Source organism: Pseudomonas sp. NFACC51, from assembly GCF_900103575.1.
GTDB classification, from domain to species: domain Bacteria; phylum Pseudomonadota; class Gammaproteobacteria; order Pseudomonadales; family Pseudomonadaceae; genus Aquipseudomonas; species Aquipseudomonas fluorescens_Q.
Map to the genome: position 1 here is coordinate 132,415 of NZ_FMXH01000006.1, position 25,817 is coordinate 158,231.

Genomic DNA, 25,817 nt, shown 5'->3' on the forward strand with positions numbered 1-25,817 from the left:
TTTACGGGTGTCAGGTGGGATGGGACTGGCAAAACGTGTGGCTCACCGAGCGAATCCAGCCCCTCAATGACAGGACTGTTCGACATCGGCGTACGTGGTGCCGATCTTCAGGCCGGAAATATAGTTCTTCACATCCTCCATGACGCCTGGCTGATGCTTATTGTAAACGCCCCATTTAGGCTCGTTCGCACCTATGTTCGCGCCGTCCCAGGTTCTTCCGGAAAAGCGTTTCTGGCCGTTGCTGAAGGTCTGTGCCTGACCCTCGAACCATAACTGCGTCCAACCGCTGCTTGATTGATTGGAAGTATGGATGGCCAAGACCAGGCAGTACCACTTCAGCGGTTCAATGGGTTGGGTCCAGATCACACCGGATGTCTCGCCTGGCATGCCGTAGTAGAAAAGCCTCAAGTTGCCGTCCTTGGCACTCATCAGGAACGGATAGTTTTGTTGATGCCCCGCTTCATAGGACTTCCACTGGAATGGATGATGATTGCTCTGGGTGTCATTCAACCTGAATGACCAGCCAATAAAATAGGTTCTGTCCTTTTCGAATCGATAGGGTGTGTGATTGGCGCCAGTCCTGATATTGCGTGCTTCGCAGCGGGGCTCGCCGGCGCCTTTATGGAATAACCAGGATTTGCCTCGGTCATCATCGTCTACCACGGTGATGCTGGACGGGGCTGGGCATTCACTCACGGCATTCGCGAATATTTTTTCTTTACCGATAGGATTGGCGGCGTCTCCATTCCAAATCAAGTGGGCCTCCGCGGGGGGGCAAAGATGAAAGGCAGTGATCAGGCTCGCAGCGGCGAGCAGGGGAAATTTCATCAGTGAGTTTCCTGAAGTTCTTGATGTTGTTGACGTGAAACTTTCGACACTTATGGGAGGCGTGATGTGGGCCCGCGATGCTCACGGCGCTCACGCCATGTCGGGATCCGCCTGGTTGAGGAAGATCAGCACGCCCAGGATCGCCATGTAGAATCTGAACGCGGCATCCTGGCCATTCCAGATTTCTGACTGCCACATCAGAAACCATTCGCCGCCAACGACCATGAAGCCGAAAAACCAGACGAAAAAACCCACCGTCAAGCCGGCGATGGCCCACCCCTTGGCACGTGCGAACACCGCGCCCTCGGCCTTGCGCGCCTGCCACAGCAGCAGCGCGCCGTAGCCCAGCAGCCCTGCCGTGATGGCTTCACCGAGGATGATCAGCCAATAGGCTCCGTGCCACACCCAGGGTTGGTCGATCGCACGATACCGGGCGGCATTGTCGGGGAAGGTGGTGTCCATACTCAGCACGTGATGGACGAAATTGAAATTGGAGCTGTAGTCCGTAATGTTGTTGAACACGGTCAGGAAGGCGAATGCGGCGAGCGCCAGGATCATTGCAATCTTTGCGTAGCGAATGGTCATGGGTTGCGTCCTTTGCTTTTTGTAATCGGGTAAAAAACGGTATCACGCGAACTTGCAGTCAGAGTCCTGTTGCGTTGTAAGAAGTTGCTGATTCATTCGTGCGACGGTTTCTGAAGGGCGTGATGCAAGGATTGTCTGTCGGAAAGCGCCACACGTTTTGCAGCTTTTAGCTTTGTGTATGTAAGGAAAATCTGTTTTTCCTGAGCGCCGATCAACTTTCCGATGGCTGATGCAGAATCGCTGGCCTCCACTCAGCAAAGGACATCGGATGTTCGCGCCTGCCAATCCATCACGTTTCACGCTAACGCTCGACAGCGGACCGAGTGAACTCAAAGTGCTTGAGTTCAAGGGGCAGGAGGCCATCAGCCAACCCTATCGCTTTGATCTGGAGCTGGTCAGCGAGCGGTCTGACCTGGCGCTGGAAGAGCTCCTGCATCGCCAGGCATTTCTGGGGTTCGATGATCGGGACAGTGGCGTACACGGTCAGGTCTATAGCGTGGCCCAGGGGGATTCGGGCAAACGCCTGACCCGTTACCAGATCAGCCTGGTGCCCCGCCTGGCCTACTTGCGCCATCGCATCAACCAGCGGATTTTCCAGCGCCTGAACGTACCCGATATCGTCGCCCGGGTGTTGAAGGAGCACGGGATCCTGGCGGATGCCTGCCAGTTCACGCTTGGCGGCCAATATCCCGAACGCGAGTATTGTGTGCAGTATGGCGAAAGCGACCTGGCCTTCATCGAGCGGATCTGCGCCGAAGTCGGTATCCATTATCACTTCAGGCACCGCCCTTGCGGTCATCTGCTGGTGTTCGGTGACGACCAGACGGTGTTTCCCCGCCTGCCTGAGTCGACGCTATACCTGCCGGACAGCGGCATGGCTGCCAACGAGCCGGCCATCAAGCGCCTGGCGGTGCGGCTCCAGACCCGTACCACTGCCGTGACGTTGCGCGATTACGACTTCCGCAGGCCCGGTTCGTTACTGCAAACCCAACTCGACAATCGACAGCGTCCTGTGCTCGAGGACTATCACTATCCCGGTGGTTTCTGCGCCCGTGACGACGGCAAGCATCTGACCCGATGCGCCCTCGAGCGCCACGGCGCCGACCACTGCGTGGCAGAAGGCGGCAGCAATGAAAACGCCCTGGTCAGCGGACATTTCATGCGTATCAAGGAACATCCCCGAGAGCCGTGGAATGATCTCTGGCTCCTGACGCAGATCGACCATCATGGCCGCCAACCGCAGGTGCTGGAAGAAACCGCCGCCGGCCCGGATGAATTCCAGGGCTACAAAAATACCTTTCTTGCCACGCCATGGGACGTGTTCTTTCGGCCACCCTTGCATCACGAAAAGCCCCGTGCCCAGGGCTATCAGTTGGCGGTGGTGACCGGACCGGTGGACAGCGAGATCTATTGCGATGAGTTCGGACGGGTCAAGGTGCAACTGGTCTGGGATCGCGACGGTCAACGCGACGAGCATTCCAGCTGCTGGCTGCGCGTGGCCTCCGGTTGGGCTCACGATCGCTATGGCGCAGTGATGATTCCCCGAGTCGGGATGGAAGTCCTGGTGGGGTTCATCGATGGCGACGTGGACAAGCCGTTGGTCGTCGGTTGTCTGCCCAACGGCGCCAACCCGGTGCCACTGGACTTGCCTGCGGACAAGACCCGAAGCGTGTTGCGCAGCCAGAGCAGCCCCGGCGGGGGAGGCTACAACGAATTGCGCATCGAGGATCGCAAGGGCGCCGAGGAGATCTACCTGCGGGCCCAGCGCAACTGGACCCAGCATGTGCTGCATGACCAGCGGGTGCAGGTCGATCACGAGCGCAGCATCGTTGTCGCCGGTACGGCACGGCACGAGCTCAAGGCCGATGAGCAGCGCCTCACCCACGGTCAACGCCGGGCAGAAGTGCGGCATGACGATCATCTGCTGGTGAGCGGTGAGCGGCATATTCGTGTCACCAGCCAGGTCCTGAATGCCAGCCAGCAGTTTCATGTCAGCGCCGGCCAGCAGGTAGTCTTGGATGGGGGCGCGAGCGTGACCCTTCAGGCTGGCGGTCATTGGATCAACATCGGTGCCGGCGGGATTTCCAGCAGCGTACCCATCGAGGTCGGTGGCGCGCCGATGGCGGTCATGAGCGCGGCATTCGGCTCTCCAGGCGGCGCCGAGAAGCGGGTCGCTGCGGCGGCACCTGCGCTTTCCCTTGCGCAGATTCTCAGTTTCCAAGGTTCGGCGCCGTTCTGTGAGGAGTGCGAGCGTTGCAGAAATGGCGCCTGTGCGGCGGCGCCGGTCTTTCACAAACCTGTCGATGTCCGGAGGCGTCCATGAACAGCGATCAATCTCCTCGCGCCTGGCTTGAGGAGCACCCCTTGCAGGCCTCCGAGCAACTATTCGCCATTTTCAGCAATGCCAGTAGCGCCGGGGCGTTGTCGGCCTGGAGGCGCTCGATGAACTCGGTCGCCAGCCCGATCTGGGCCGACACGCCGTACGCCGGGTGGGAAGCGGTCATGCCCTATGTAGGGCTGGTCAGCGCAGACAGTGGGTTTCTTGATTGGATAGCCGCCACCGATTCCCTCGATTGGGGTTGGCTGGCGGTTTCGTGCGTGAGTCAAGAAATCCTTGTCGAACACTTGCGAGGGCTCACACAGGTACTGTTGCCCGGTGGCAAGCCGGTCTTCCTGCGTTTTTGGGATGGGCGCTTCATGCGGCCGATCCTGCAATCGACGGAGGTGGAGGCCGGGCAACTCTTGCCGGTTATCAAACGTTGTCTGATCAATGGCCGATCCCTTGAGGTCGTGGGAAATACCCAGCGGCCGGCCCAGGCTTTTCCTTGGTGGCCAGTGCCCATCACCCTGTTGGCCGCAACGACCGAGGGGCCGACGGACTGTCTGCTGGACAACGTGCTCACTTGGCTGGGTGAAGAGCATCCGCATGTGTTCGAGCGGGTCGACGGCAGCGTCCTGCGCTGCAAGATTGCCCACTTTCTTGAGCGATCGGCGGTGGCTGAGGCGAAAATGGCGCCATTGCAGGCCTATTTGCTGCGAGAGCTGGGCTGATGATGGCCTGTCCGCTGGGCTGCGAACCCCTGACGTTCGACGCACTTCAAGGTAAACTCGTCGCCCTTCGCAGGAGCCGCCATGAATTATCGCCACGCCTTCCACGCCGGCAATCACGCCGATGTATTCAAACACCTGACCTTGACCCGCCTCATCGCCTTGATGTCGCGCAAGGAGCAGCCCTTCGCCTACCTCGATACCCACGCGGGCATCGGGTTGTACGACTTGCAGGGTGACCAGGCCAACCGTACCGGTGAGTATCTGGAAGGCATTGCGCGGTTGTGGGGCGAGAGCGATCTGCCGCCGCTGACCGCCGACTACATGAAGGTGCTGCACGAGATGAACCCGGACGGGCAGTTGCGCTACTACCCGGGCTCGCCGGAGTTGGCGCGGCGCCTGACCCGTTCGCAGGACCGTGTGCTGCTCAACGAGAAACACCCTGAAGACGGCGTGTTGCTCAAGGACAACATGAAAGGCGACCGTCGCGTGGCGGTCCATCTGGGTGAGGGCTGGCATGTGCCGCGGGCGCTGCTGCCGGTGGCGGAGAAGCGTGCCTTGATGCTGATCGATCCGCCCTTCGAACAGCTGGACGAGATGCAGCGCTGCGCCGCCTCCCTCAAGGAAGCCATTGGCCGGATGCGCCAGACGGTGGCGGCGATCTGGTACCCGGTCAAGGACCAGCGGATGTTGCGCCGCTTCTACCAGGACCTGGCCGGCACGGGCGCGCCGAAGCTGTTGCGGGTGGAACTGCTGGTGCATCCATTGGCCACGCCCAACAGCCTGAACGGCTCCGGCCTGGCGATTGCCAACCCGCCGTGGGGGTTGGAGGAAGAGTTGCGTGAACTGCTGCCGTGGCTGTCGAAAAAGCTGGGGCAGACCCAGGGCGGGTGGCAGATGGATTGGTTGATCGCTGAGAGCTGATACATCAATGGCGCCTGGAAAGTCGCCATCGCGAGCAAGCTCCACGTGGGTTGCGGGGTGTTCACAGCGCTGCAACTGACAAAAATCCCTGTGGGAGCTGAGCTTGCTCGCGGTGGCATCGCCTTGGTCTATGAGATGCACCGAGGTGTTTGCATCGCGAGCAAGCCTTGCTCCCACAAGCTCAGCTTCCACACTGGGTCTGGGGTGTAAAGGTCAGATCGGGCAGGTCACGCCGGTCCCGCCAATCCCGCAATAGCCTTCAGGGTTCTTCGCCAGGTACTGCTGGTGATAGGCCTCGGCGAAGTAGAACGTTGGCGCTTCTTCGATTTCGGTGGTGATGGTGCCTTTGCCGGCCTTGGTCAACTCGGCCTGGAAGACTTGCTCGCTGTGTTTGGCCGCCGCCAGTTGGGCTGGGGTGGTGGCATAGATCACCGAGCGGTACTGGGTGCCGATGTCGTTCCCCTGGCGCATGCCCTGGGTCGGGTTGTGCAGTTCCCAGAACATCTTCAGAAGCTGTTCGTAGCTGACTTTCGCCGGCTCGTAGACCACCAGCACCACTTCGCTGTGGCCGGTAAGGCCCGAGCAGACTTCTTCGTACGTCGGGTTCGGTGTGAAACCACCGGCGTAACCCACCGCGGTACTGACCACGCCTTCGCGCTGCCAGAACTTGCGTTCCGCGCCCCAGAAACAGCCGAGGCCGAAGATCGCGAAATCCACGTCCATGGCAAACGGCCCCAGCAGCGGTGCGTCGAGGACGAAGTGTTTTTCCGGCACGGTCATCGGGGTTTCACGGCCAGGCAGGGCTTGTTCTTGAGTAGGGAGCACGTTTTTGTTCACCAGGATTTCCGAGCGCAAGACCATTTATCAGTCCTTTCAGTCAGATTGAGTTGAGCGAAATAGACCGTCAGTGTGCCTCAGAAAAGCCGCCGCAAGCTATACGCAGCTGTCAGACCAGAGGCCCACGCGGGTAGCGCTTGAGCTTTTCGATCAGCTCCGCGCCCGGGATTGGCCGGTCGAACAGGTAGCCCTGGCCGACGTCGCAGCGGTGGCGCCGTAGAAACGCCAGTTGTTGGGCGGTCTCGATGCCTTCGGCCACGACCTTGAGTTTCAGGTTGTGGGCCATGGCGATCACCGCCGAGGTGATTTCCATGTCGTCCTGGTTGTCCGGGATTTCGTGGATGAAGCTGCGATCGATCTTGATAATGTCGATCGGGAATTTCTTCAGGTAACTGAGGGACGAGTAACCGGTGCCGAAGTCGTCCATGGCCAGGGTCAGCCCCAGGCGCTTGAGCTGGTCGAGCTGCAAGTGGGTGTCTTCGGTGGCTTCCAGCAACAGGCCTTCGGTCAGTTCCAGCTCCAGCAACCGGGCCGGCAGTTGTTCTTCCTTGAGGATGCTGGCGATAGAGGCGACCAGGTCCGGGTCGGAGAACTGCTTGGGCGACAGGTTGATCGCCACCTGCAGGTTGCCCAGGCCGGCGGCGGTCAATTGCTTGCTCATGCGGCAGGCCTGGCGGGCGATCCATTTGCCGATGGGAATGATCAGGCCGGTTTCTTCGGCCACGCTGATGAACTGGTCCGGGCGGATCATGCCCTTTTCCGGATGGTTCCAGCGCAGCAACGCTTCCATGCCCAGCAGACGGCCGCTGCGCAGGCACAGCTTGGGTTGGTAGAACACGTCCAGTTCATTCTGGGTCAAGGCGCGACGCAGGTTGTTTTCCACGAACAGCTTGTAGCTGGCCTCGGCATTCAGTGCTTCGGTGAACACTTGGACCTGGTGTTTGCCGTTGGCCTTGGCCTTGTGCAAGGCGAGGCCGGCGTTGCGCATCAGGGTCTGCGGATCGCGGCCGTGCAGCGGCGCGCAGGCCAGGCCCACGGAGCCGGTCACGCTGATCAACTGGTTATCGACGAACATCGGCTTGTCGAGGGTCATCAGCAACTGACTGGCGATCTGTTGCCCGGCTTCCAGGCTCGTGTCGTCCAGCAGGACCGCGAATTCGTTACTGGCAAATCGCGCCAGGCTGCCGCTGGGGCTCAAGCTGTTGCGCAGGCGCCGGGCCAGGCTGATCAGCAGTTTGTCACCGGTTTGGTGGCCGAGGCTGTCGTTGATGCGCTTGAAGTTGTCGATGTCCACCAGCAGCAGGCTGATGGGCGAATCACTGTCCCGGGCGAAGCGTTCATCGAGGTTGCGAATGAACGCCGGACGGTTGCCCAGGTTGGTCAGGTTGTCGGTGTACGCCAGGCGCTCGATGCGCTGCTGGGCCAGCTTGGTCTGGGTGATGTCTTCGTAGATGCCGATGTAGTGGGTCAGCTCGCGGTTATCGCCGTAGACCTTGGAAATCGACAGCTGGCCCCAGTAGGGCTCCAGGTTCTTGCGTCGACTCTTGAACTCACCCTGCCAACTGTTGCTCTGGGCCAGCGCCGAGGGGGCGTCGAACAGCAGTTCGCTGAGGTTCTCCAGGGCCGGCAGTTCCGAGAGGCGTTGGCCGTGGACTTCCTCGGTAGTGTACTGGGTGATCGCGGTGAAGCTCGGGTTGACGTACTCCACCACACCGTCGCAATTGACCAGCAGGAACGCGTTGGCGCTCTGTTCCACGGCGCGCTGGAACAAGTGCAGGGCGCTGGTGGCGGTGCGTCGGTTATGGTTGTTGATGACTTGGGCGAACTGGTCCGCGAGCTCGCCGGCAAAGGCGATTTCATCCGACTGCCAGGCGCGGGTGACGCCTACTTGCTCCAGGCACAGCACGCCCACCACCTGGCCGTCGATACGCACGCTGGCGTCGAGAATGGCATTGACGTCGCGGGCGCGCAGGTTCTCGGCCATTTCTCGGGTGCGTGGGTCGCGCATTGCATTGTGGGCGTCAATGGCGCGGCAGGTCTGCAGCGCCTCCATGTAGTCGGGAAAGTCGTTGGCGTCGATCACCGCGGGCAGGAAGTACGCCTGGGACGCGCGGTTGTAGGCGGAAATCGGTACCAGTTTGCCATCGTCCAGATTCCAGAGGCTGGCGCAGTCGATCTGGTAGATGTCACAGGCGCTGCGGGTGATGAGTTCGGCGGCTTCGAGCAGGGAGTTGTTGGCGCTGTAGCGTTGACGGGTCAGCAGCAGGATCAAGTCCTGTTGGGCGCGTACCCGGTCCAGGTGCTGGAGTTGTTCTTGCTGGGCGCGCTGGTTCAGTTCCAGGGCGATCTGCAGGCGTGAGTTCTGGGTTTCCAGGTCCAGTGCCGGCACGGAGGGTTCGCCTTGCAGCAAATTGTCCACTGCCAGCAGGTAACCGCGCAGCAGATGACGATTGTGTTGCTTATAGGCCTCACCCGTCTCCAGCACGTTCATCGGGCCCTTGGCGGTGTGGAGCGTGTAGCGAATCTGGTAATGCGCGGCCTGGGCCAATTGTTGCTGGATGGTGTCGTGCAGTTGATAGCGTGCTTCGGGTTCCATCAAGCTGGCGTAAGGCGCACTGACCAGCGAGCACAGCTCTACGGCGGGCAGGCCGAAGTATCGCTCGCAGTTGGGATCGAGGAACAACAGCGCCCAGCTTGCTTCATTCAGCCGTTCGAAACGCAGCATACCGAGCCGCGAGGGCACCGGTAACTGCGTCACTACCTCGGCCGCCATACGGCTGGCGGCATCGGGTTGGCTTTTCATGGGGAAACTCGCTTCGAAAATGCTGATCGCGCCGGGCTGACGCCCTCGTTATTACGGATTGGCGCAAGGTTGCATCATTGCGGCACTGGCTGACAAGAGAGATGAAGGCCAAGTGCTATAAACCTTTTATCGGCCGACGAGAGGATTTCTCCAGTCGCCGACCGATCAGAGGGCATGGAAGATCATTGCAGTGGGATGTCGACCGTCTGCAAGGGGTTGCCGTCCCGGTCGTGGAAGGTGACTTGAAGGCTCTGGGCCGTGACATGCAGGCGGGCGAAGTTGTCCTGGCTCACCACTTTGCTGGTCAGTTCATAGCGGTACTGGCCGCTTTGGGTACGGGCCATGGGCCTGTGGAAAATAAAATCCGAGGCTTTTGCAAAAGGCAGCAATTTACTGTTGTAGAACGGTGAGGAAACGACGGTGTTGACCTCGAAATCAGGATCCTCGCTGTGACGCAGGCGGCTGGTCATGGAGCCGTGGACATCGCCCGAGACGAAAATCACGTTTTTGATCCGGTGGCGGCGTATGGTTTCCAGCAGGCGCAGGCGTTGTTCCGGGAAGGCCTGCCAGGCGTCGCCGTCATCGTGCTTGCTGTCAGGGAAGAACATGACGCTGGTCACGACGAGTTTGACCCTGGCGGGGCTGTCGATGAGCCATTGGAGCAGGGACTGTTCCTGTTCTTCGTCGAGGATGCGCCGGTCATTCGCCGACAGGTTGCGTTGCGTCCGGCTGTCGGTGACGAACCATTGGATATCGCCGTGGGAGAAGGTGTACCAGTAACGGGTTAACGACTTGTGTAATGTTCCGTCGCTCGACAGTTCATGGGCTGGCCCGTGGCTGGCCTGATAAAGCCTATAAGCGCCCATGGCATTTGCGTAGAGGATGTCGTCGTTGACGGTTTTCCTGGCGGGCCAGTTGTCTTCGATCTCATGGTCGTCAAGGATCATGTAGGTAGGGGTGCCAGACATCAGTTTCCGGATATGCGGCTGGGCAAATACCGATCGGTATCTGAAAAGGATGTTCTGATAGGTTCGGTCCGGTCCGATGACATTCAGGTCATCCAGATAAACCTGGTCGCCGGTCATCAATACCGCGCTGATCGGTGGGTTGGCCTGCGCCACGAGGCGGTTGATGCCGGCAAAGGTGCGGTCGCCAAGCCCAGGTAGCAATGGGATGCCGGCGGCGATTCGCAAGTAGCGACAAGAGCCCACGATATAAGCGCGTGGCGCATCGGTTTTGCTGGCCGGCGTGCGTAAGCAGTAGGTGGTCCTGGGCCATTGCAGCGGCAGTTCCTGGACGGTTTCCACGGTATGGGTCGGGCTCAGGGGGCTGAACCAGCCGGCCTGGTACTCGTAGGCGGTATCGGGTTGAAGGCCTTTCAGCACGATGACATCGGACATGTCGCGGTAGGCCTTCAATTGGACAAAGTGCCCTTTCGACCAGCGTGTATCGCCTTGGCGCCGATGGCGAATACCGGCGAATACCCGGTTGTTGTCGCGATCGCCGCGCAGGAATATCCGGGCGTGGTCGGTTGTCGTGTGGCCAACAATGGGGCCAACGGTAGGTTTGAACATATTCGAATCCATTCGAAGTTTCAGCAGTGGGGGCAAACATCAAGTTGCCTTGAGGCTCCGATGCTAAAGCTCGATGCAGGATAAATATTGATCGAGGAGAGGGCGCAAGTTGTGGGTAATGACTAACAGGGGGCGTAGTCATTTCAAGCTTGCGAGGTAGGAAAGTTGCCGCGGTGCCTGATTTTCCGCCATCGCGAGCAAGCTCGCTCCCACAAAGGACTTGTGTTGTCCCTGTGGGAGCAAGCTCGCGATGAGGCCGGGACATCCAGCATCCAGGCAGCCTGTCTGGAATTCCAGGCAAAAAAAGCCCCGCCAAACGGGCGGGGTTGAGGTACGAGCGTGGCGCTCGGAAAACAGTGCTCCGAATGGCCCTCCCCAAGGGAGGGCCGTGCGGTGTTACAGCAGGATGGTGCGGATGTCGCCCAGCAGGTCGCTCAGACGCTTGGTGAAGCGTGCAGCGGCGGCGCCGTTGATCACACGGTGATCGTAGGACAGCGACAGTGGCAGCATCAGCTTCGGCTGGAAGGCCTTGCCGTCCCAGACAGGCTGGATGGTGGCCTTGGAAACACCCAGGATCGCCACTTCCGGCGCGTTGACGATCGGCGTGAAGCCGGTGCCGCCAATGTGGCCGAGGCTGGAGATGGTGAAGCAGGCGCCTTGCATGTCGTCGGCGGTGAGCTTCTTGTTCCGGGCTTTTTCGGCCAGGGCAGCGGCTTCGGCAGCCAGCTGCAAGAGGCTCTTCTGGTCGACGTTGCGGATGACCGGTACCAGCAGGCCTTCCGGGGTGTCGACGGCAAAGCCGATGTGCACGTATTTCTTGCGGATCACAGCCTTGCCACTCGGGGCCAGGGAGGCGTTGAAGTCCGGCAGTTCCTTGAGCAGGTGCGCACAGGCCTTGAGCAGCAGGGGCAGTACGGTCAGCTTCACGCCGGCCTTTTCCGCCACGGCTTTCTGCGCAACGCGGAAAGCTTCCAGCTCGGTGATGTCGGCCTGGTCGAACTGAGTCACGTGCGGGATGTTCAGCCAGCTGCGATGCAGGCTCGACGCGCCGATCTGCATCAGGCGAGTCATGGCCACTTCTTCGGTTTCGCCGAAGCGGCTGAAGTCCACCGCCGGGATCGGCGGGATACCCGCGCCACCGCTGGCGCCTTCGGCCGGTGCGTTCTTGGCCTTCTGCATCATGGCCTTGACGTAGGCTTGCACGTCTTCTTTCAGCACACGACCGTGAGGGCCGCTTGGGCCGACGGCGGACAGCTCGACACCGAACTCACGGGCCAGCTGACGCACCGCAGGGCCGGCGTGCACCTTGGCACCGCTTGGGGCTGGTGCGGCGGCCGGGGCGGGCGCGGCTTCGGCCTTGGCGGCAGGTGCGGCAGCAGCCGGAGCCGGAGCGGCTTCGGTCTTGGCAGCGGGTGCCGCGGCCTGGGCTGGCGCGGCCGGAGCGGCGGCGCCGGCTACTTTCAACTTCAGGATCAGGTCACCGGTGCCGACTTCGTCTTCCAGCTTGATCTCGACGCTTTCCACCACACCGGCGGCCGGCGACGGGATTTCCATGCTGGCCTTGTCGGATTCCAGGGTGATCAGCGACTGGTCGGCTTCGACCGTGTCGCCGGCCTTGACCAACACTTCGATGATCTTGGCCTTGCCCGACGAACCGATGTCCGGAACGTGAATGTCCTGGACCGTGGCCGCCGCAGGCGCAGCAGCCGGAGCGGGAGCCGCCTCGGCAGCCGGTGCCGCGGCGGGCTTTTCAGCCGCCGCCGGGGCCGCTGCAGGCGCTGCCGCTTCAGGTGCCGCAGCGGCGCCCTCGACTTCCAGCTCCAGCAGTTCGTCGCCTTCTTTCAGGCGATCGCCCAGCTTCACTTTCAGGCTCTTGATCACACCGGCCTTCGGCGCAGGCACTTCCATGCTGGCCTTGTCCGATTCAAGTGTCAGGATGCTCTGGTCGGCTTCGATACGGTCGCCGACCTTCACAAACAGTTCAATTACTTCACCTTCACCGCTGCCGATGTCAGGTACGCGAATGAGTTCGCTCACGAAAATTCTCCTCAGCAGTCCAGTGGGTTGCGTTTTTCTGGATCGATGCCGAACTTGACGATGGCCTCGGCCACCACTTTAGGTTCGATATCGCCACGGTCAGCCAGGGCTTCCAGGGCTGCCAACACAACGAACTTACGGTCGACTTCGAAGAAGTGACGCAGCTTCTTGCGGCTGTCGCTACGGCCGAAACCGTCGGTGCCCAGCACTTTGAATTCCTTGGAAGGAACCCACTGGCGGATCTGCTCGGCGAACAGCTTCATGTAGTCGGTAGACGCGATGACCGGACCTTTGCGGCCGTTCAGGCATTCTTCGACGTAGCTCAGCTTTGGCTTCTGGCCTGGGTGCAGGCGGTTGCTGCGCTCTACGGCCAGGCCGTCGCGACGCAGTTCGTTGAAGCTGGTGACGCTCCAGACGTCGGCGCCGACGTTGAACTCTTCACGCAGGATCTTCGCTGCCTCACGCACTTCGCGCAGGATGGTGCCCGAGCCCATCAACTGGACGTGGTGCGCCGCTTCGCGGGTGTCTTCTTCGAGCAGGTACATGCCCTTGACGATGCCTGCCTCGACACCGGCCGGCATGGCTGGCTGCTGGTAGGACTCGTTCATTACGGTGATGTAGTAGAAGACGTCCTGTTGTTCTTCGGTCATCTTCTTCATGCCGTCCTGGATGATCACCGCCAGCTCGTAGCCATAGGTCGGATCATAGGTGCGGCAGTTCGGGATGGTCCCGGCCAGCATGTGGCTATGGCCGTCTTCGTGCTGCAGGCCTTCACCGTTCAGCGTGGTCCGGCCTGCGGTGCCGCCGATCAGGAAGCCGCGGGTACGGCTGTCGCCGGCCGCCCAGGCCAGGTCGCCGATACGCTGGAAGCCGAACATCGAGTAGAAGATGTAGAACGGCAGCATCGGCTGGTTGTGGCTGGAGTACGAAGTACCGGCGGCAATGAAGGAGCTCATGGCACCTGCTTCGTTGATGCCTTCTTCGAGGATCTGGCCCTTCTTGTCTTCGCGGTAGAACATCACCTGGTCTTTATCGACTGGCTCGTAGAGCTGGCCGACGGACGAGTAGATGCCCAACTGGCGGAACATGCCTTCCATACCGAAGGTACGGGCTTCGTCCGGGATGATCGGAACGATGCGCTGGCCGATTTCCTTGTCCTTGACCAGTTGCGCGAGGATCCGCACGAAGGCCATGGTGGTGGAAATTTCACGGTCGCCCGAGCCGTCCAGGATCGCCTTGAGGGTCTCCAGTGGTGGGGTCGGAACGCTGAAGCTCTTGGCGCGACGCTGCGGCACGAAACCGCCCAGTGCGGCACGGCGCTCGGCCAGGTAACGGGCTTCGGCGCTGCCTTCTTCAGGCTTGAAGAACGGCAGGTTTTCCAGCTCGCTGTCCTTGACCGGAATGTCAAAGCGGTCGCGGAACAACTTCAGGCTGTCGACATCGACTTTCTTGGTGTTGTGCGCGGTGTTCTTCGCTTCGCCGGCGCCAGTGCCATAACCCTTGATGGTCTTGGCCAGGATGACGGTTGGTTGTTCCTTGTGGTTGACCGCTTCGTGGTACGCCGCATAGACCTTGTACGGGTCGTGGCCGCCACGGTTGAGTTTCCAGATCTCGTCGTCGGACAAGTCGGCAACCATCGCCTTGAGTTCAGGCGTGTTGAAGAAGTGCTCACGGACGAACGCGCCGTCCTTGGCCTTGTAGTTCTGGTACTCGCCGTCGATGACTTCGTCCATGCGACGTTGCAGGATGCCGTCGACGTCCTTGGCCAGCAGTGGGTCCCAGAAACGGCCCCAGATGACTTTGTTGACGTTCCACTGGGCGCCACGGAACACGCCTTCGAGTTCCTGGATGATCTTGCCGTTGCCGCGAACCGGGCCGTCGAGGCGCTGCAGGTTGCAGTTGATGACGAAGATCAGGTTGTCCAGCTTCTCGCGGCCGGCCAGGGAAATCGCGCCCAGGGATTCTGGCTCGTCGCACTCGCCGTCACCCATGAAGCACCAGACTTTCTGCTTGCCTGGCTGGATGAAGCCACGGGCTTCCAGGTACTTCATGAAGCGTGCCTGGTAGATCGCCTGGATCGGGCCCAGGCCCATGGAAACGGTCGGGAACTGCCAGAAGTCCGGCATCAGCCAAGGGTGCGGGTATGAAGACAGGCCGTTGCCGTCCACTTCCTGGCGGAAGTTGTTCATCTGGTCTTCGGAGATGCGGCCTTCCATGAACGCACGGGCGTAGACGCCTGGCGATGCGTGGCCCTGGAAGTAGATCAGGTCGCCGCCGTGTTCGTCGGTCGGGGCCTGGAAGAAGTAGTTGAAGCCGATGTCATACAGCGTCGCGCTGGAGGCGAAGCTGGAGATGTGACCGCCCAGGTCAGAATCTTTCAGGTTGGTACGCATGACCATGGCCAACGCGTTCCAGCGTACCAGCGAGCGAATGCGGCGTTCCATGAACAGGTCGCCAGGCATGCGTGCTTCGTGGGTAACGGGGATCGTGTTGCGGTACGGCGTGGTGATGGCGTAGGGCAGTTGCGAACCGCTGCGGGTTGCGAGTTCGCCCATACGGGTCATCAGATAATGAGCACGGTCTTCGCCTTCTTTGTCGAGAACCGATTCCAGGGCGTCCAGCCATTCCTGGGTTTCGACGGGATCGAGGTCTTGCATGGCTTGCTCCAGGGCGGAAAGGCTACCAGAATCGGTTGCCTGAGTTTGCGACTGGCCTTGTGGGCAGACGATATAAATTCTTGGATTGCCGAAGGTTGTTTCGGCGGCGTGTAGTTTTACTACAAATCGTCGACCGTTTCAGCCTTTCGAATGTATAGACGAGTAGTAAAACTACACATGAGCGGCTTATGGCCCCTCGTTTCGTTGTGAGAATAATCGTTACTGTTGGTCATTAGCCAACTCGTACAGGTAAAAACTTGATGCCGGCTGCCAATAAAATCAGATTTTCAGCTATTTATCATCTTTGTTCGACAGTCGATCAGGTAGTGTATTTGGAAAAAACACTACATCCAGCCTCTCCCGTGCCGATCAAGGATAGACCATGAGCCTGCCCTCGCTTGTCCCAATATCGGAAACGGTGCCGGCCATTCTCCAGTCATTGGTCAGTCGTGCCGAACAGTCGTTCCGTGCGGTGGTCGCCTTGCTCGACGACGACCACGGGCTGTCGGCCTGGACCCCGCAGCGCTGGGAGGCGTTCAACCGTATTGCCGCCGCCAGCGACTTTGTCATCGAGCAGAGTCTCCGCGACCCGGTAATGCTGCTGGAGCTGGTGCGCAGCGGCGAGCTGGACCGCAGCCTGGCGTCCGGTGAAATGTGCGCGCAGATCGGTGCCGCCGTGCGGGCCGCCGAGACTGAAGAAGAACTGGGCCGCGTCCTGCGCCGCCAGCGAACCCGCCAGCAGGTACGGATCATCTGGCGTGACCTGACCCGCCAGGCCGACCTGGTCCAGACCTGCCGCGACCTCTCGGACATGGCCGACACCTGCATCGACCAGGCCTATCGATGGTTGTACCAGCGCCTCAGCCAGCAATTCGGCACACCCACCGGACGGCGCAGCGGCGAGCCGCAGCAGATGGTCATCCTGGGCATGGGCAAGCTGGGTGCCGTGGAGCTGAACCTGTCGTCGGACATCGATCTGATCTTCGCCTACCCCGAGGGCGGCGAAACCGTTGGCGTCAAGCGACCACTGGATAACCAGGAGTTTTTCATTCGTGTCGGCCAGCGCCTGATCAAGGCCCTGGACCCGATGACCGTCGACGGTTTTGTGTTCCGCGTCGACATGCGCCTGCGCCCCTATGGCTCAGCCGGTGCCCTGGTGCTGAGTTTCAATGCCCTGGAGCAGTATTACCAGGACCAGGGCCGCGACTGGGAACGCTACGCCATGATCAAGGCGCGTGTGGTGGCGGGCGACCAGGTGGCCGGTGCCCAGTTGCTCGACATGCTGCGCCCGTTCGTCTATCGCCGTTACCTGGATTTTTCCGCCATCGAAGCGTTGCGCACCATGAAGCAGCTGATCCAGCAGGAGGTGCGGCGCAAGGGCATGGCCGACAACATCAAGCTGGGCTCGGGCGGCATTCGTGAGGTGGAGTTCATTGCCCAGGCGTTCCAACTGATCCATGGCGGCCGCGACCTGAGCTTGCAGCAGCGTCCGCTGCTCAAGGTGCTGGGGACACTCGAAGGCCAGGGCTATCTGCCGGCCAAGGTGATCGACGAGCTGCGCCAAGGCTATGAATTCCTGCGTTATACCGAACATGCGATCCAGGCCATCGCCGATCGCCAGACCCAGATGTTGCCGGACAACCCGCAGGACCAGGCGCGCATTGCGTTCATGCTGGGTTTTGCCGACTGGTCGGCCTTTCACGAGCAATTGATGTACTGGCGCGGGCGTGTGGCCTGGCATTTCGGCCAGGTCATCGCCGACCCGGATGAAGAGGCGGGTGGCGAAAGCGAAGTCGTGGTGGGCGGTGAATGGTTGCCGTTGTGGGAAGACAGCCAGGATGAAGAGGCGGCGTGTCGTCAGTTGGAGGAGGGTGGCTTCGTCGATGCACCCAAAGCCCTCAAGGCCTTGGCCGCCCTGCGCGGCAGCCCGCAACTGCGCGCCATGCAGCGCCTGGGACGCGAGCGTCTGGATGCCTTCATTCCACGCCTGCTGGCCCAAGCCGTGGAACATGCCGATCCGGACCTGGTGCTGGAGCGGGTGCTGCCCTTGGTCGAAGCGGTAGCCCGCCGCTCGGCCTACCTGGTGTTGTTGACGGAAAACCCTGGCGCCCTGCGCCGTTTGCTGACGTTGTGCGCGGCGAGCCCGTGGATTGCTGAACAAATCACCCGTTTCCCCTTGCTGCTCGATGAATTGCTCAATGAGGGCCGGCTGTTCAAGCCGCCCTTGGCGCCGGAGTTGGCGGCAGAGTTGCGTGAGCGCCTGACGCGCATCCCCGAGGATGACCTTGAGCAACAAATGGAGGCGCTTCGGCATTTCAAGCTGGCGCACCGCCTGCGGGTGGCCGCCTCGGAAATCGCCGGCAGCCTGCCGCTGATGAAAGTCAGCGATTACCTGACCTGGCTGGCCGAGGCGATTCTCGAACAAGTGTTGGCCCTGGCCTGGCGCCAGACGGCCGCCAAGCACGGCGTGCCTTTGCGCACCGATGGCAGTCTGTGCGATCCGGGCTTCATTATTGTCGGTTATGGGAAAGTCGGCGGCCTGGAATTGGGACATGGTTCCGACCTGGACCTGGTGTTCATCCACGATGGCGATCCGCACGCGGAAACCGACGGTCCCAAACCCATCGATGGTGCGCAGTTCTTCACCCGGCTCGGCCAGCGGATCATTCATCTGCTGACCGCGCAGACCAACTCCGGGCAGTTGTATGAAGTGGATATGCGCCTGCGGCCATCCGGGGCGTCGGGGTTGCTGGTCAGTTCGCTCGGGGCGTTTGCCCGTTACCAGGAGAATGAAGCCTGGACCTGGGAGCATCAGGCGTTGGTGCGGGCGCGGGTGCTGGTGGGCAGCCAGGACGTGGGCCAGGCGTTCGAGAAGGTCCGCGGCCAGGTGCTGGGGCGCAAGCGTGACTTGCCGACGCTGCGCCAGGAGGTCAGCGAAATGCGCGCCAAGATGCGCGACAACCTGGGCAGCAAGGTCACCGCCGCCGGAACCGCGCCAAATGCCTTCGAGGCCACGGCGCCCTTCGACCTCAAGCAGGATGCCGGAGGTATCGTCGATATTGAATTTATGGTGCAATACGCGGCTCTGGCGTGGTCCGAGGAACACCCATCGCTGGTGCGCTACACCGATAACATCCGCATTCTGGACGGGTTGCAGGAGGTCGGGCTGATGTCGGCCGAAGATGCCACGCTGTTGCGCGAAGCCTACAAAGCCTATCGCTCCGCCGCTCACCGCCAGGCCTTGCAGAAAGATGCCGGGGTGATCGCAGGCGACCAGTTCGTGGAGGAGCGTCGGCAGGTGCTGCGGATCTGGCGGGAGCTGGGGCTGAGCTGAAGCTTAAAACGTGGGAGCGGGCTTGCTCGCGAAGGCGGAGTGTCAGTCAACTGGGATGTTGAATGTGCCGGCCTCTTCGCGAGCAAGCCTGCTCCCACAGTAGATTGCCGGTGTTTTCGCGACCTGAGCCACAGTGATTCTCGAGGCGGGGAGGCGTAGGCCTCCCCGTAGCGTTTTTGGAAACTACATGAATATTCTGATCGTTGGGCCCAGCTGGGTCGGTGACATGGTGATGGCGCAGACACTGTTCCAGTGCCTGAAACAGCGTCATCCGCAGTGCGAAATCGACGTCCTGGCCCCCGAGTGGAGCCGGCCGATCCTTGAGCGTATGCCCGAGGTACGCAAGGCCTTGAGCTTCCCGCTCGGCCACGGCGTGCTGGAGCTGGCGACCCGTCGGCGCATTGGCAAATCCCTGGCCGGTCAGTACGACCAGGCGATTGTGTTGCCCAATTCGTTGAAATCGGCACTGGTGCCGTTTTTCGCGGGCATCCCCAAGCGCACCGGCTGGCGTGGCGAGTTTCGCTACGGCCTGCTCAACGACGTGCGCACCCTGGACAAAGAGCGCTACCCGCTGATGATCGAGCGCTTCATGGCCTTGGCCTACGAGCCTGGGACCGAGTTGCCCAAGCCGTATCCACGACCGAGCCTGCAGATCGACCCGCTCACCCGCGAAGCGGCGCTGGCCAAGTTCGGCCTGAGCCTGGACCGACCGGTATTGGCCCTGTGTCCGGGGGCCGAGTTCGGTGAGTCCAAGCGCTGGCCGGCCGAGCATTACGCCCAGGTTGCCGAGGCGAAGATTCGCGAAGGCTGGCAGGTCTGGCTGTTCGGCTCGAAAAAAGATCATCCGGTGGGCGAGGACATCCGCTCACGGCTGATCCCGGGCCTTCGGGAAGAGTCGGTAAACCTCAGCGGCGACACGTCCCTGGCCGAGGCCATCGACCTGTTGTCCTGCGCCGATTCGGTGGTCTCCAACGACTCCGGCCTGATGCACGTGGCCGCGGCCCTGAGCCGCCCATTGGTGGCGGTCTACGGTTCCACCTCGCCGGGCTTTACGCCACCGTTGGCCGACCAGGTCGAAGTCGTGCGGCTGGGTATCGAGTGCAGTCCGTGCTTCGACCGCACCTGTCGCTTCGGTCATTACAATTGCCTGCGCCAGCTCATGCCATCGTCGGTGAACGAGGCCTTGGAGCGTTTGCAGGGTACACCCGTGGAGGTTCGGTAACTTGCGGGTATTGCTGATCAAGACCTCTTCGCTGGGGGATGTGGTCCACACCCTGCCGGCGCTGACCGACGCGGCGCGGGCGATTCCCGGCATCAAGTTCGATTGGGTGGTGGAAGAAGGCTTTGCCGAAATCCCCACCTGGCACCCGGCCGTGGGCAAAGTCGTTCCGGTAGCGATCCGTCGCTGGCGCAAGAACCTCTGGCAAACCATCAAGAGTGGCGAATGGCGACGCTTCAAGCAGAGCGTGCGGGCCGAAAAGTACGACCTGGTCATCGACGCCCAAGGCCTGCTGAAAAGCGCCTGGCTGACTCGCTACGTCAAGGCTCCGGTGGCCGGTCTGGATAAAAATTCGGCGCGTGAACCCCTGGCGGCGCGCTTTTATTCCCGGCGCCTGGCGGTGGCCCGTGGTCAGCATGCGGTCGAGCGCGTACGGCAGCTGTTTGCCCTGGCGCTGGGGTATGACTTGCCGCAGACGCTGGGTAACTATGGCCTCAACGTCGATCGATTGGTGGAATTGCCACGCCCCTATCCCTACGTGGTGTTCCTGCACGGCACGACCTGGGAGTCCAAGCATTGGCCCGAACTTTACTGGCGCCAGCTCACCGAGCGCATGGGGCAGTTCGGCGTGGTGGTAAAACTGCCGTGGGGCAACCCCGCCGAAAAGGCCCGGGCCGAACGCATCGCCAACGGGTTGCGCAACGCCCTGGTGCTGCCGAAGCTGAACCTCGGCGGCATGGGCAAGGTGCTTGCCGGTGCCCAGGCCTGTGTGGCCGTGGACACCGGTCTCGGTCATCTGGCTGCGGCCCTGGACGTACCGACCATTTCGTTGCTTGGCCCGACCAATCCGGTGCTGACCGGCGCCTACGGCAAGGGCCAGATCCATCTCGCCAGCGATTTCCCCTGTGCGCCTTGCATGCAAAAGCAGTGCACTTACCCACCCACCGCCGAAGATGCCCGGCGGTTTGACCTGAAACGCGAGCAGCCCCTGTGCTTCACGCGTCTGAACCCCGAGCGTGTTGCCAGCCACCTGAGCACGTTATTGGCTGAGGAGTCGCGCTGATGCAATTGGCTTTTGTCCTTTATAAGTACTTCCCCTTCGGTGGCCTGCAGCGTGACTTCATGCGCATCGCCCTGGAGTGCCAGCGACGCGGTCACCAGATCCGCGTCTACACGCTGATTTGGGAAGGTGACGTGCCGCCCGGCTTCGAGGTGCTGGTCGCGCCGGTCAAGGCGCTGTTCAACCATCGCCGTAACGAGAAGCTCAGTGCGTGGATGGAGGCCGACCTGGCCAAGCGCCCGGTGGACCGTTTGATCGGCTTCAACAAAATGCCCGGCCTGGACGTGTACTACGCTGCCGACGGCTGCTTCGAAGACAAAGCGCAGAACCTGCGCAATTCGCTGTACCGGCGCTGGGGCCGCTACCGGCATTTCGCCGAGTACGAGCGGGCGGTGTTCGCCAAGGATGCCAAGACCGACGTGCTGATGATTTCCGAAGTCCAGCAGCCACTGTTCATCAAGCACTACGGCACACCGCTTGAGCGCTTTCACCTGCTGCCGCCGGGCATCGCCCAGGACCGGCGTCGGCCCACCGACGCCGACGAGATCCGCGCGGCGTTCCGGGCCGAATTCGAACTGGCCGATGACGACCTGCTGCTGGTGCAGATCGGTTCCGGGTTCAAGACCAAGGGCGTGGATCGCAGCCTCAAGGCCCTGGCCGCGCTGCCCGCCGAATTGAGAAAACGCACCCGGTTGTTTGTAATCGGCCAGGACGACCCCAAGGTATTCCAACTGCAGAGCGCCGCACTGGGGCTCGGTGATAATGTGCGGTTCCTCAAGGGGCGCAGCGACATCCCGCGTTTCCTGCTGGGTGCCGACCTGTTGATCCATCCAGCGTACAACGAGAACACCGGCACCGTACTGCTCGAAGCGCTGGTGGCCGGATTGCCGGTGCTGGTCAGCGCGGTGTGTGGGTACGCCCATTACATCGCCGAGGCCGACAGTGGCCTGGTGCTGGACGAGCCGTTCGAACAAGCCCAGCTCACCGAGTATCTGGGCCGCATGTTGAACGATGCCGATGCCAGGACGGCCTGGAGCCGCAACGGTCTGGCCTTCGCCGAGACGGCCGACCTCTACAGCATGCCGCAGCACGCGGCCGATGTGATTTTGGCGGAGCACACACAATGAAGTTGATGCTGGCCGAACCGTTCAAGAGCCTTTGGGCCGGGCGCGATGCGTTCACCGAAGTCGAAGCGCTCAAGGGCGAGGTCTATCGTGAACTGGAAGCCCGGCGCACCTTGCGCACGGAGGTGGACGGTCGCGGCTTTTTCGTGAAGATCCACCGTGGCATCGGTTGGGGCGAGATCTTCAAGAACTTGTTCACCGCCAAGCTGCCGGTCCTCGGGGCAGGGCAGGAGTGGAAGGCTATCCAGCGTTTGCAGGAGGCTGGCGTGCCGACCATGACCGCTGTCGCCTACGGCGAGAAGGGCAGCAATCCGGCGGACCAGCACTCGTTCATCGTCACCGAAGAGCTGGCGCCGACCGTCAGCCTCGAAGACTTCAGCATCGACTGGGTCAAGCAGCCGCCGCCACCGGCACTCAAGCGTGCCCTGATCGCCGAAGTGGCGCGCATGACCGGCATGATGCACCGCGCCGGGGTCAACCATCGCGACTGCTACATCTGCCACTTCCTGCTGCACACCGACAAGCCGGTGACGCCTGCCGACTTCAAGCTTTCGGTGATCGACCTGCACCGTGCCCAGACCCGTCCAGCCATTACCGCTCGCTGGCGCAACAAGGACCTGGCGGCGCTGTATTTCTCGGCGCTGGACATTGGCCTGACCCGGCGCGACAAATTGCGTTTTCTCAAGGGCTATTTCCAGCAGCCGTTGCGCCGGATCCTCGCTGAAGAGGCGTCGCTGCTGGCCTGGCTCGAAGGCAAGGCCAACAAGCTGTATGCCCGCAAGCAGCGATACGGGGACGCGCTCTGATGTCAGGTTGGACACTGGAGCCGGCCTACGCCGACCTGGCGCAGGATTTCGGCAGCCTCGAGGCGGTCTTCGCGTTGCAAGGGGAGCGTTTGACCCGTGATCCGTTGTCAGAGGTGATCCGGGTGCAGCGCAACGGTGTGAATTACTACGTCAAGCGCTACGTCGGGGCGGGCAAGGGCTTGCGCCGTTACCTGGGCAGGCCGCGGGTCAAGTCCGAATGGCAGAACCTCAAGCGCTTCGCCAAGTGGGGCATCCCTACCGCCGAAATCGTCGCCTGGGGCCTGGAGCGAAACGGCGCGGCCTATGCCCGTGGCGCGATGATCACCCGCGAACTGCCGCATACAGAAGACCTCTCGGCGCTGGCCGAGCGTTGCGATCCGAGGCTGGCCGACCGCGCCTGGGTTGAAGGCGTGAGCCGGCAACTGGCCGGTTACACACGGACCATGCACGAGCAGCGCTTCACCCATAATGATCTGAAATGGCGCAACCTGCTGGTCGATGACCAGGCGAAGCTGTTCCTGATCGACTGCCCGAACGGCGACTTCTGGCGCGGCTTCTGGCTCAAGTACCGCATCACCAAGGATTTGGCGTGCCTGGACAAAGTGGCCAAGTATCACTTGTCGGCCACGCAGCGCCTGCGGTTCTACCTGCAATACCGCCAGCGCGACCGGCTCAATGCGTGCGACAAGAAACGCATCCGTCACGTGGTGAGATTTTTCGAGGGGCGTGAATGACTGATTTTCTGGCCGCTGAAGACCGGGCGTTGTTGCAACGTCATGGGCTGGACAGCTTCGAGGCCTTGTGGGCGCGGCAACTGGACGCGGTGGACGTTCCCAACACCTTGGGTGACGGCTGGAGCAGTGTGTTCCGGCTGGACCTGGAGGGGCAGGGCTATTACCTCAAGCGCCAGAGCAATTACCTGACCCGGACCTTGTCCCACCCGTTTGGCGAGCCGAGTTTTTCCCGGGAGTTTCGCAACATCAGCCGATATCGCCAGTTGGGGATTCCGGCCCTGCAAGCGGTGTTCTATGGTCAGCGCAAGGTGAATGGCGAGGTGCGAGCGGTCTTGCTGACCCGAGCCCTGGACGGCTGGGATGACCTGGACTCACTGCTGCGGCGCTGGTCGACCCTGACGGCGGCGCAACGCACCACCATTTTGAAAGCCTGCGGCCAGTTGGCGCGGCGTCTGCACGGCATGCATCAGGTGCACGGTTGTTTCTATCCAAAACACATCTTTCTGCAAGCCAGCGATAGCGGTTACCAGGCGCAATTGATTGATCTGGAAAAGACCCGGCCACTGCTGTTCGGCCTGCGAGATCGGATCAAGGACCTGGAGCCGTTGCTGCGTCGCGCCTCGATCTGGAGTCACGACGAGGTGCGCCAATTGCTGTCTGTTTATCTGGACCAGCCGCTCGACGGAGCGCTGGTCGATAACTGGATGACCCGCCTGACCATCCGGCGCAGCCACAAGGAAGCCCGTTGATGCACTTGTCCGAATTGAAGAACGCCGGCCGCAGTCCCAGCCTGCCCCTGAGCCTGGAGCTGGCCGATGCCGCCGGTCCGGCGAAGTTGCAGCTGCTTTCGCTGTTGCGGGTGTTGCCGGGGCAGCGTTACGTTGGCGCGGGCGTCTGGCGCGGCCGGCCGGTGCTGGCCAAGTTGTTGGTGGGCAGCAAGGCCGCCCGGCATTTTCAACGGGAACTGCAAGGCGTGCGCCTGCTGGCGGAGCAAGGGTTGACGACGCCGCTGTTGCTCGCCGATGGCCTGAAAGAGGGTGAAGGCGGCTGGTTGTTGTTCCAATTGCTCGAAGGCGCCGAGAGCTTGGGGGATGCCTGGAAACAGGTCGAGCACCTGCCATTGCTGGCTGACGAGCAAACGGCGGTATTGGCCGAAGCCCTGGGCGCTATCGCGCAATTGCACAGCAAAGGCCTATGGCAGGAAGACTTGCACCTGGACAATCTGCTGCGTCACGACGGCAACCTCTACTTGATCGACGGCGCTGGCATCCGTGCTGAAACCCCAGGTCAACCGCTGTCGCGGCAGAAAGTCCTGGAGAACCTGGGAGTGTTTTTCGCTCAGCTTCCCAAAGCCCTCCAGCCGTTCAATGAAGAGCTGTTGGTGCATTACCTGCTAGGCAACGCCGAACACGCGCTGCCCATGGAAGCGCTGCAAAAACAGATCGACAAGGTGCAAGCCTGGCGCCTGAAGGATTTCCTCGCGAAAGTCGGGCGCGAGTGCAGCCTGTTCAGCGTGCAACGCGGGGCGTTTGGCCTGCGGGCGATCCGCCGTGATGAAGAAGCGGCCATGACACCGGTGCTAGAGCAGGCCGATGCATTGCTCGACCAGGGACACCTATTCAAGACCGGCGGCGCGGCCAGTGTCGGCAAAGTCGAGGTGAACGGTCGCACCTTGGTGATCAAGCGCTACAACATCAAGAACTTCGCCCATTGGCTCAAGCGCTTCTGGCGCCCGAGTCGCGCCTGGCATTCCTGGCGCGAAGGCCATCGTTTGGCCTTTCTCGGCATCGCCACGCCCAAGCCCCTGGCTCTGCTGGAAAAGCGTTTCCTGTGGCTGCGTCGCGGTGCGTACCTGGTGACCGAATACCTGTCCGGGTCCGACATCATCGAGCGTTTTGCTCCCTACGTGGAAAACGGTGACGCCCCCGAGACGGAATTGCTGGCGCTGGATCGCTTGTTCGCGGACCTCATCCGCGAACGCATCAGTCACGGCGACTTCAAGGGCCACAACCTGTTCTGGCAGCAAGACCGCTGGGCGTTGATCGACCTCGACTCGATGTGCCAACACCGCACCCACGCCAGCTTCGCCCAGGCCTACGCCCGTGATCGCGCGCGGTTCATGCGTAATTGGCCGCAGGACAGTGCGTTGTATCGGATGATTGATGGGCGGTTGCCGAAGGGCGTCGATACCGCGCCATCTGTCTTGTAACCGGTCACCGTGGCGAGGGAGCTTGCTCCCGCTGGGCT

The 25,817-nt window shown here is 61.5% G+C and carries 18 protein-coding genes; 11 read left to right on the forward strand and 7 right to left on the reverse strand.

Annotated elements, in window-relative coordinates; translation table 11 throughout:
• Nucleotides 1-63: 63 nt before the first annotated feature.
• Both BLT00_RS14110 and BLT00_RS14115 read right to left on the reverse strand, forming a co-directional pair.
• Nucleotides 64-828 carry a heparin lyase I family protein gene (locus BLT00_RS14110; protein ID WP_092146706.1) on the reverse strand — a complete coding sequence of 255 codons (765 nt, stop codon included), beginning with the start codon at nucleotides 826-828 and terminating at the stop codon, nucleotides 64-66.
• A gap of 90 nt (nucleotides 829-918) precedes the next feature.
• A complete protein-coding gene (locus tag BLT00_RS14115; protein WP_063323239.1) occupies nucleotides 919-1,413 on the reverse strand; it encodes a DUF2165 family protein in 495 nt (164 codons plus the stop codon).
• Between the two features lie 268 nt (nucleotides 1,414-1,681).
• Between BLT00_RS14115 and BLT00_RS14120 the strand changes: the two genes are divergently transcribed.
• The 3 genes from BLT00_RS14120 to BLT00_RS14130 all read left to right on the forward strand — a co-directional run bounded on the left by BLT00_RS14120 (nucleotide 1,682) and on the right by BLT00_RS14130 (nucleotide 5,385).
• Nucleotides 1,682-3,736 (forward strand): type VI secretion system Vgr family protein, encoded by a 2,055-nt coding sequence (locus tag BLT00_RS14120; protein WP_092146704.1) that lies wholly within the window; start codon nucleotides 1,682-1,684, stop codon nucleotides 3,734-3,736.
• A complete protein-coding gene (locus BLT00_RS14125) occupies nucleotides 3,733-4,464 on the forward strand; it encodes a DUF4123 domain-containing protein (protein WP_175456237.1) in 732 nt (243 codons plus the stop codon). The genes BLT00_RS14120 and BLT00_RS14125 overlap by 4 nt, the downstream gene beginning before the upstream one ends.
• 81 nt (nucleotides 4,465-4,545) lie before the next feature.
• Complete coding sequence (locus BLT00_RS14130; RefSeq protein ID WP_003197086.1) at nucleotides 4,546-5,385, forward strand: 23S rRNA (adenine(2030)-N(6))-methyltransferase RlmJ; 840 nt, start codon at nucleotides 4,546-4,548, stop codon at nucleotides 5,383-5,385.
• Between the two features lie 213 nt (nucleotides 5,386-5,598).
• Here BLT00_RS14130 and msrA read toward each other — a convergent pair whose 3' ends face one another.
• From msrA to aceE, 5 genes are all read right to left on the reverse strand, one after another.
• Nucleotides 5,599-6,246 (reverse strand): peptide-methionine (S)-S-oxide reductase MsrA, encoded by a 648-nt coding sequence (msrA, locus tag BLT00_RS14135; RefSeq protein WP_072340029.1) that lies wholly within the window; start codon nucleotides 6,244-6,246, stop codon nucleotides 5,599-5,601.
• Between the two features lie 85 nt (nucleotides 6,247-6,331).
• Nucleotides 6,332-9,025 carry a putative bifunctional diguanylate cyclase/phosphodiesterase gene (locus tag BLT00_RS14140; protein ID WP_092146702.1) on the reverse strand — a complete coding sequence of 898 codons (2,694 nt, stop codon included), beginning with the start codon at nucleotides 9,023-9,025 and terminating at the stop codon, nucleotides 6,332-6,334.
• Between the two features lie 182 nt (nucleotides 9,026-9,207).
• Nucleotides 9,208-10,599, reverse strand: coding sequence for an alkaline phosphatase D family protein (locus BLT00_RS14145; RefSeq protein ID WP_092146700.1), 1,392 nt, complete (start codon nucleotides 10,597-10,599; stop codon nucleotides 9,208-9,210).
• A 396-nt stretch (nucleotides 10,600-10,995) separates the two neighbouring features.
• Complete coding sequence (gene aceF, locus BLT00_RS14150) at nucleotides 10,996-12,636, reverse strand: dihydrolipoyllysine-residue acetyltransferase (protein WP_092146698.1); 1,641 nt, start codon at nucleotides 12,634-12,636, stop codon at nucleotides 10,996-10,998.
• A gap of 11 nt (nucleotides 12,637-12,647) precedes the next feature.
• Nucleotides 12,648-15,293: a pyruvate dehydrogenase (acetyl-transferring), homodimeric type gene (aceE, locus tag BLT00_RS14155; protein WP_063323231.1), complete on the reverse strand. Its 2,646-nt coding sequence runs from the start codon at nucleotides 15,291-15,293 to the stop codon at nucleotides 12,648-12,650.
• Nucleotides 15,294-15,675: 382 nt separating this feature from the next.
• On the opposite strand from aceE, the gene glnE reads away from it, so the two are divergent.
• From glnE to BLT00_RS14195, 8 genes are all read left to right on the forward strand, one after another.
• Nucleotides 15,676-18,627 carry a bifunctional [glutamate--ammonia ligase]-adenylyl-L-tyrosine phosphorylase/[glutamate--ammonia-ligase] adenylyltransferase gene (gene glnE, locus BLT00_RS14160; RefSeq protein ID WP_092146696.1) on the forward strand — a complete coding sequence of 984 codons (2,952 nt, stop codon included), beginning with the start codon at nucleotides 15,676-15,678 and terminating at the stop codon, nucleotides 18,625-18,627.
• A gap of 187 nt (nucleotides 18,628-18,814) precedes the next feature.
• Complete coding sequence (gene waaF, locus BLT00_RS14165) at nucleotides 18,815-19,849, forward strand: lipopolysaccharide heptosyltransferase II (protein ID WP_092146695.1); 1,035 nt, start codon at nucleotides 18,815-18,817, stop codon at nucleotides 19,847-19,849.
• Between the two features lies 1 nt (nucleotide 19,850).
• Complete coding sequence (gene waaC / locus BLT00_RS14170) at nucleotides 19,851-20,909, forward strand: lipopolysaccharide heptosyltransferase I (RefSeq protein ID WP_063323228.1); 1,059 nt, start codon at nucleotides 19,851-19,853, stop codon at nucleotides 20,907-20,909.
• On the forward strand, nucleotides 20,909-22,033 hold the full coding sequence (locus tag BLT00_RS14175) for a glycosyltransferase family 4 protein (protein ID WP_092146693.1): 1,125 nt from the start codon (nucleotides 20,909-20,911) through the stop codon (nucleotides 22,031-22,033). The genes waaC and BLT00_RS14175 overlap by 1 nt, the downstream gene beginning before the upstream one ends.
• Entirely contained in the window at nucleotides 22,030-22,836 is an 807-nt protein-coding gene (gene rfaP / locus BLT00_RS14180; protein WP_092146691.1) for a lipopolysaccharide core heptose(I) kinase RfaP, read from the forward strand. The genes BLT00_RS14175 and rfaP overlap by 4 nt, the downstream gene beginning before the upstream one ends.
• Entirely contained in the window at nucleotides 22,836-23,570 is a 735-nt protein-coding gene (locus BLT00_RS14185; RefSeq protein ID WP_092146689.1) for a lipopolysaccharide kinase InaA family protein, read from the forward strand. Before rfaP ends, BLT00_RS14185 begins: the two co-directional genes overlap by 1 nt.
• A complete protein-coding gene (locus tag BLT00_RS14190) occupies nucleotides 23,567-24,319 on the forward strand; it encodes a lipopolysaccharide kinase InaA family protein (protein WP_092146687.1) in 753 nt (250 codons plus the stop codon). Before BLT00_RS14185 ends, BLT00_RS14190 begins: the two co-directional genes overlap by 4 nt.
• The gene (locus BLT00_RS14195) at nucleotides 24,319-25,779 is read left to right on the forward strand and encodes a lipopolysaccharide kinase InaA family protein (RefSeq protein ID WP_092146685.1); all 1,461 of its coding nucleotides are present in this window, start codon (nucleotides 24,319-24,321) and stop codon (nucleotides 25,777-25,779) included. The genes BLT00_RS14190 and BLT00_RS14195 overlap by 1 nt, the downstream gene beginning before the upstream one ends.
• Nucleotides 25,780-25,817 lie beyond the last annotated feature (38 nt).

What these genes read in the sequence shown, in the direction of transcription:
- BLT00_RS14140 (WP_092146702.1), bottom strand. Translation starts at nt 9,025, where the DNA reads ATGAAAAGCCAACCCGATGCCGCCAGCCGTATGGCGGCCGAGGTAGTG.
- BLT00_RS14175 (WP_092146693.1), top strand. Translation starts at nt 20,909, where the DNA reads ATGCAATTGGCTTTTGTCCTTTATAAGTACTTCCCCTTCGGTGGCCTG.
- BLT00_RS14130 (WP_003197086.1), top strand. Translation starts at nt 4,546, where the DNA reads ATGAATTATCGCCACGCCTTCCACGCCGGCAATCACGCCGATGTATTC.
- BLT00_RS14125 (WP_175456237.1), top strand. Translation starts at nt 3,733, where the DNA reads ATGAACAGCGATCAATCTCCTCGCGCCTGGCTTGAGGAGCACCCCTTG.
- BLT00_RS14120 (WP_092146704.1), top strand. Translation starts at nt 1,682, where the DNA reads ATGTTCGCGCCTGCCAATCCATCACGTTTCACGCTAACGCTCGACAGC.
- BLT00_RS14190 (WP_092146687.1), top strand. Translation starts at nt 23,567, where the DNA reads ATGACTGATTTTCTGGCCGCTGAAGACCGGGCGTTGTTGCAACGTCAT.
- rfaP (WP_092146691.1), top strand. Translation starts at nt 22,030, where the DNA reads ATGAAGTTGATGCTGGCCGAACCGTTCAAGAGCCTTTGGGCCGGGCGC.
- BLT00_RS14195 (WP_092146685.1), top strand. Translation starts at nt 24,319, where the DNA reads ATGCACTTGTCCGAATTGAAGAACGCCGGCCGCAGTCCCAGCCTGCCC.
- msrA (WP_072340029.1), bottom strand. Translation starts at nt 6,246, where the DNA reads ATGGTCTTGCGCTCGGAAATCCTGGTGAACAAAAACGTGCTCCCTACT.
- BLT00_RS14145 (WP_092146700.1), bottom strand. Translation starts at nt 10,599, where the DNA reads ATGTTCAAACCTACCGTTGGCCCCATTGTTGGCCACACGACAACCGAC.
- waaF (WP_092146695.1), top strand. Translation starts at nt 18,815, where the DNA reads ATGAATATTCTGATCGTTGGGCCCAGCTGGGTCGGTGACATGGTGATG.
- aceE (WP_063323231.1), bottom strand. Translation starts at nt 15,293, where the DNA reads ATGCAAGACCTCGATCCCGTCGAAACCCAGGAATGGCTGGACGCCCTG.
- BLT00_RS14185 (WP_092146689.1), top strand. Translation starts at nt 22,836, where the DNA reads ATGTCAGGTTGGACACTGGAGCCGGCCTACGCCGACCTGGCGCAGGAT.
- BLT00_RS14110 (WP_092146706.1), bottom strand. Translation starts at nt 828, where the DNA reads ATGAAATTTCCCCTGCTCGCCGCTGCGAGCCTGATCACTGCCTTTCAT.
- BLT00_RS14115 (WP_063323239.1), bottom strand. Translation starts at nt 1,413, where the DNA reads ATGACCATTCGCTACGCAAAGATTGCAATGATCCTGGCGCTCGCCGCA.
- glnE (WP_092146696.1), top strand. Translation starts at nt 15,676, where the DNA reads ATGAGCCTGCCCTCGCTTGTCCCAATATCGGAAACGGTGCCGGCCATT.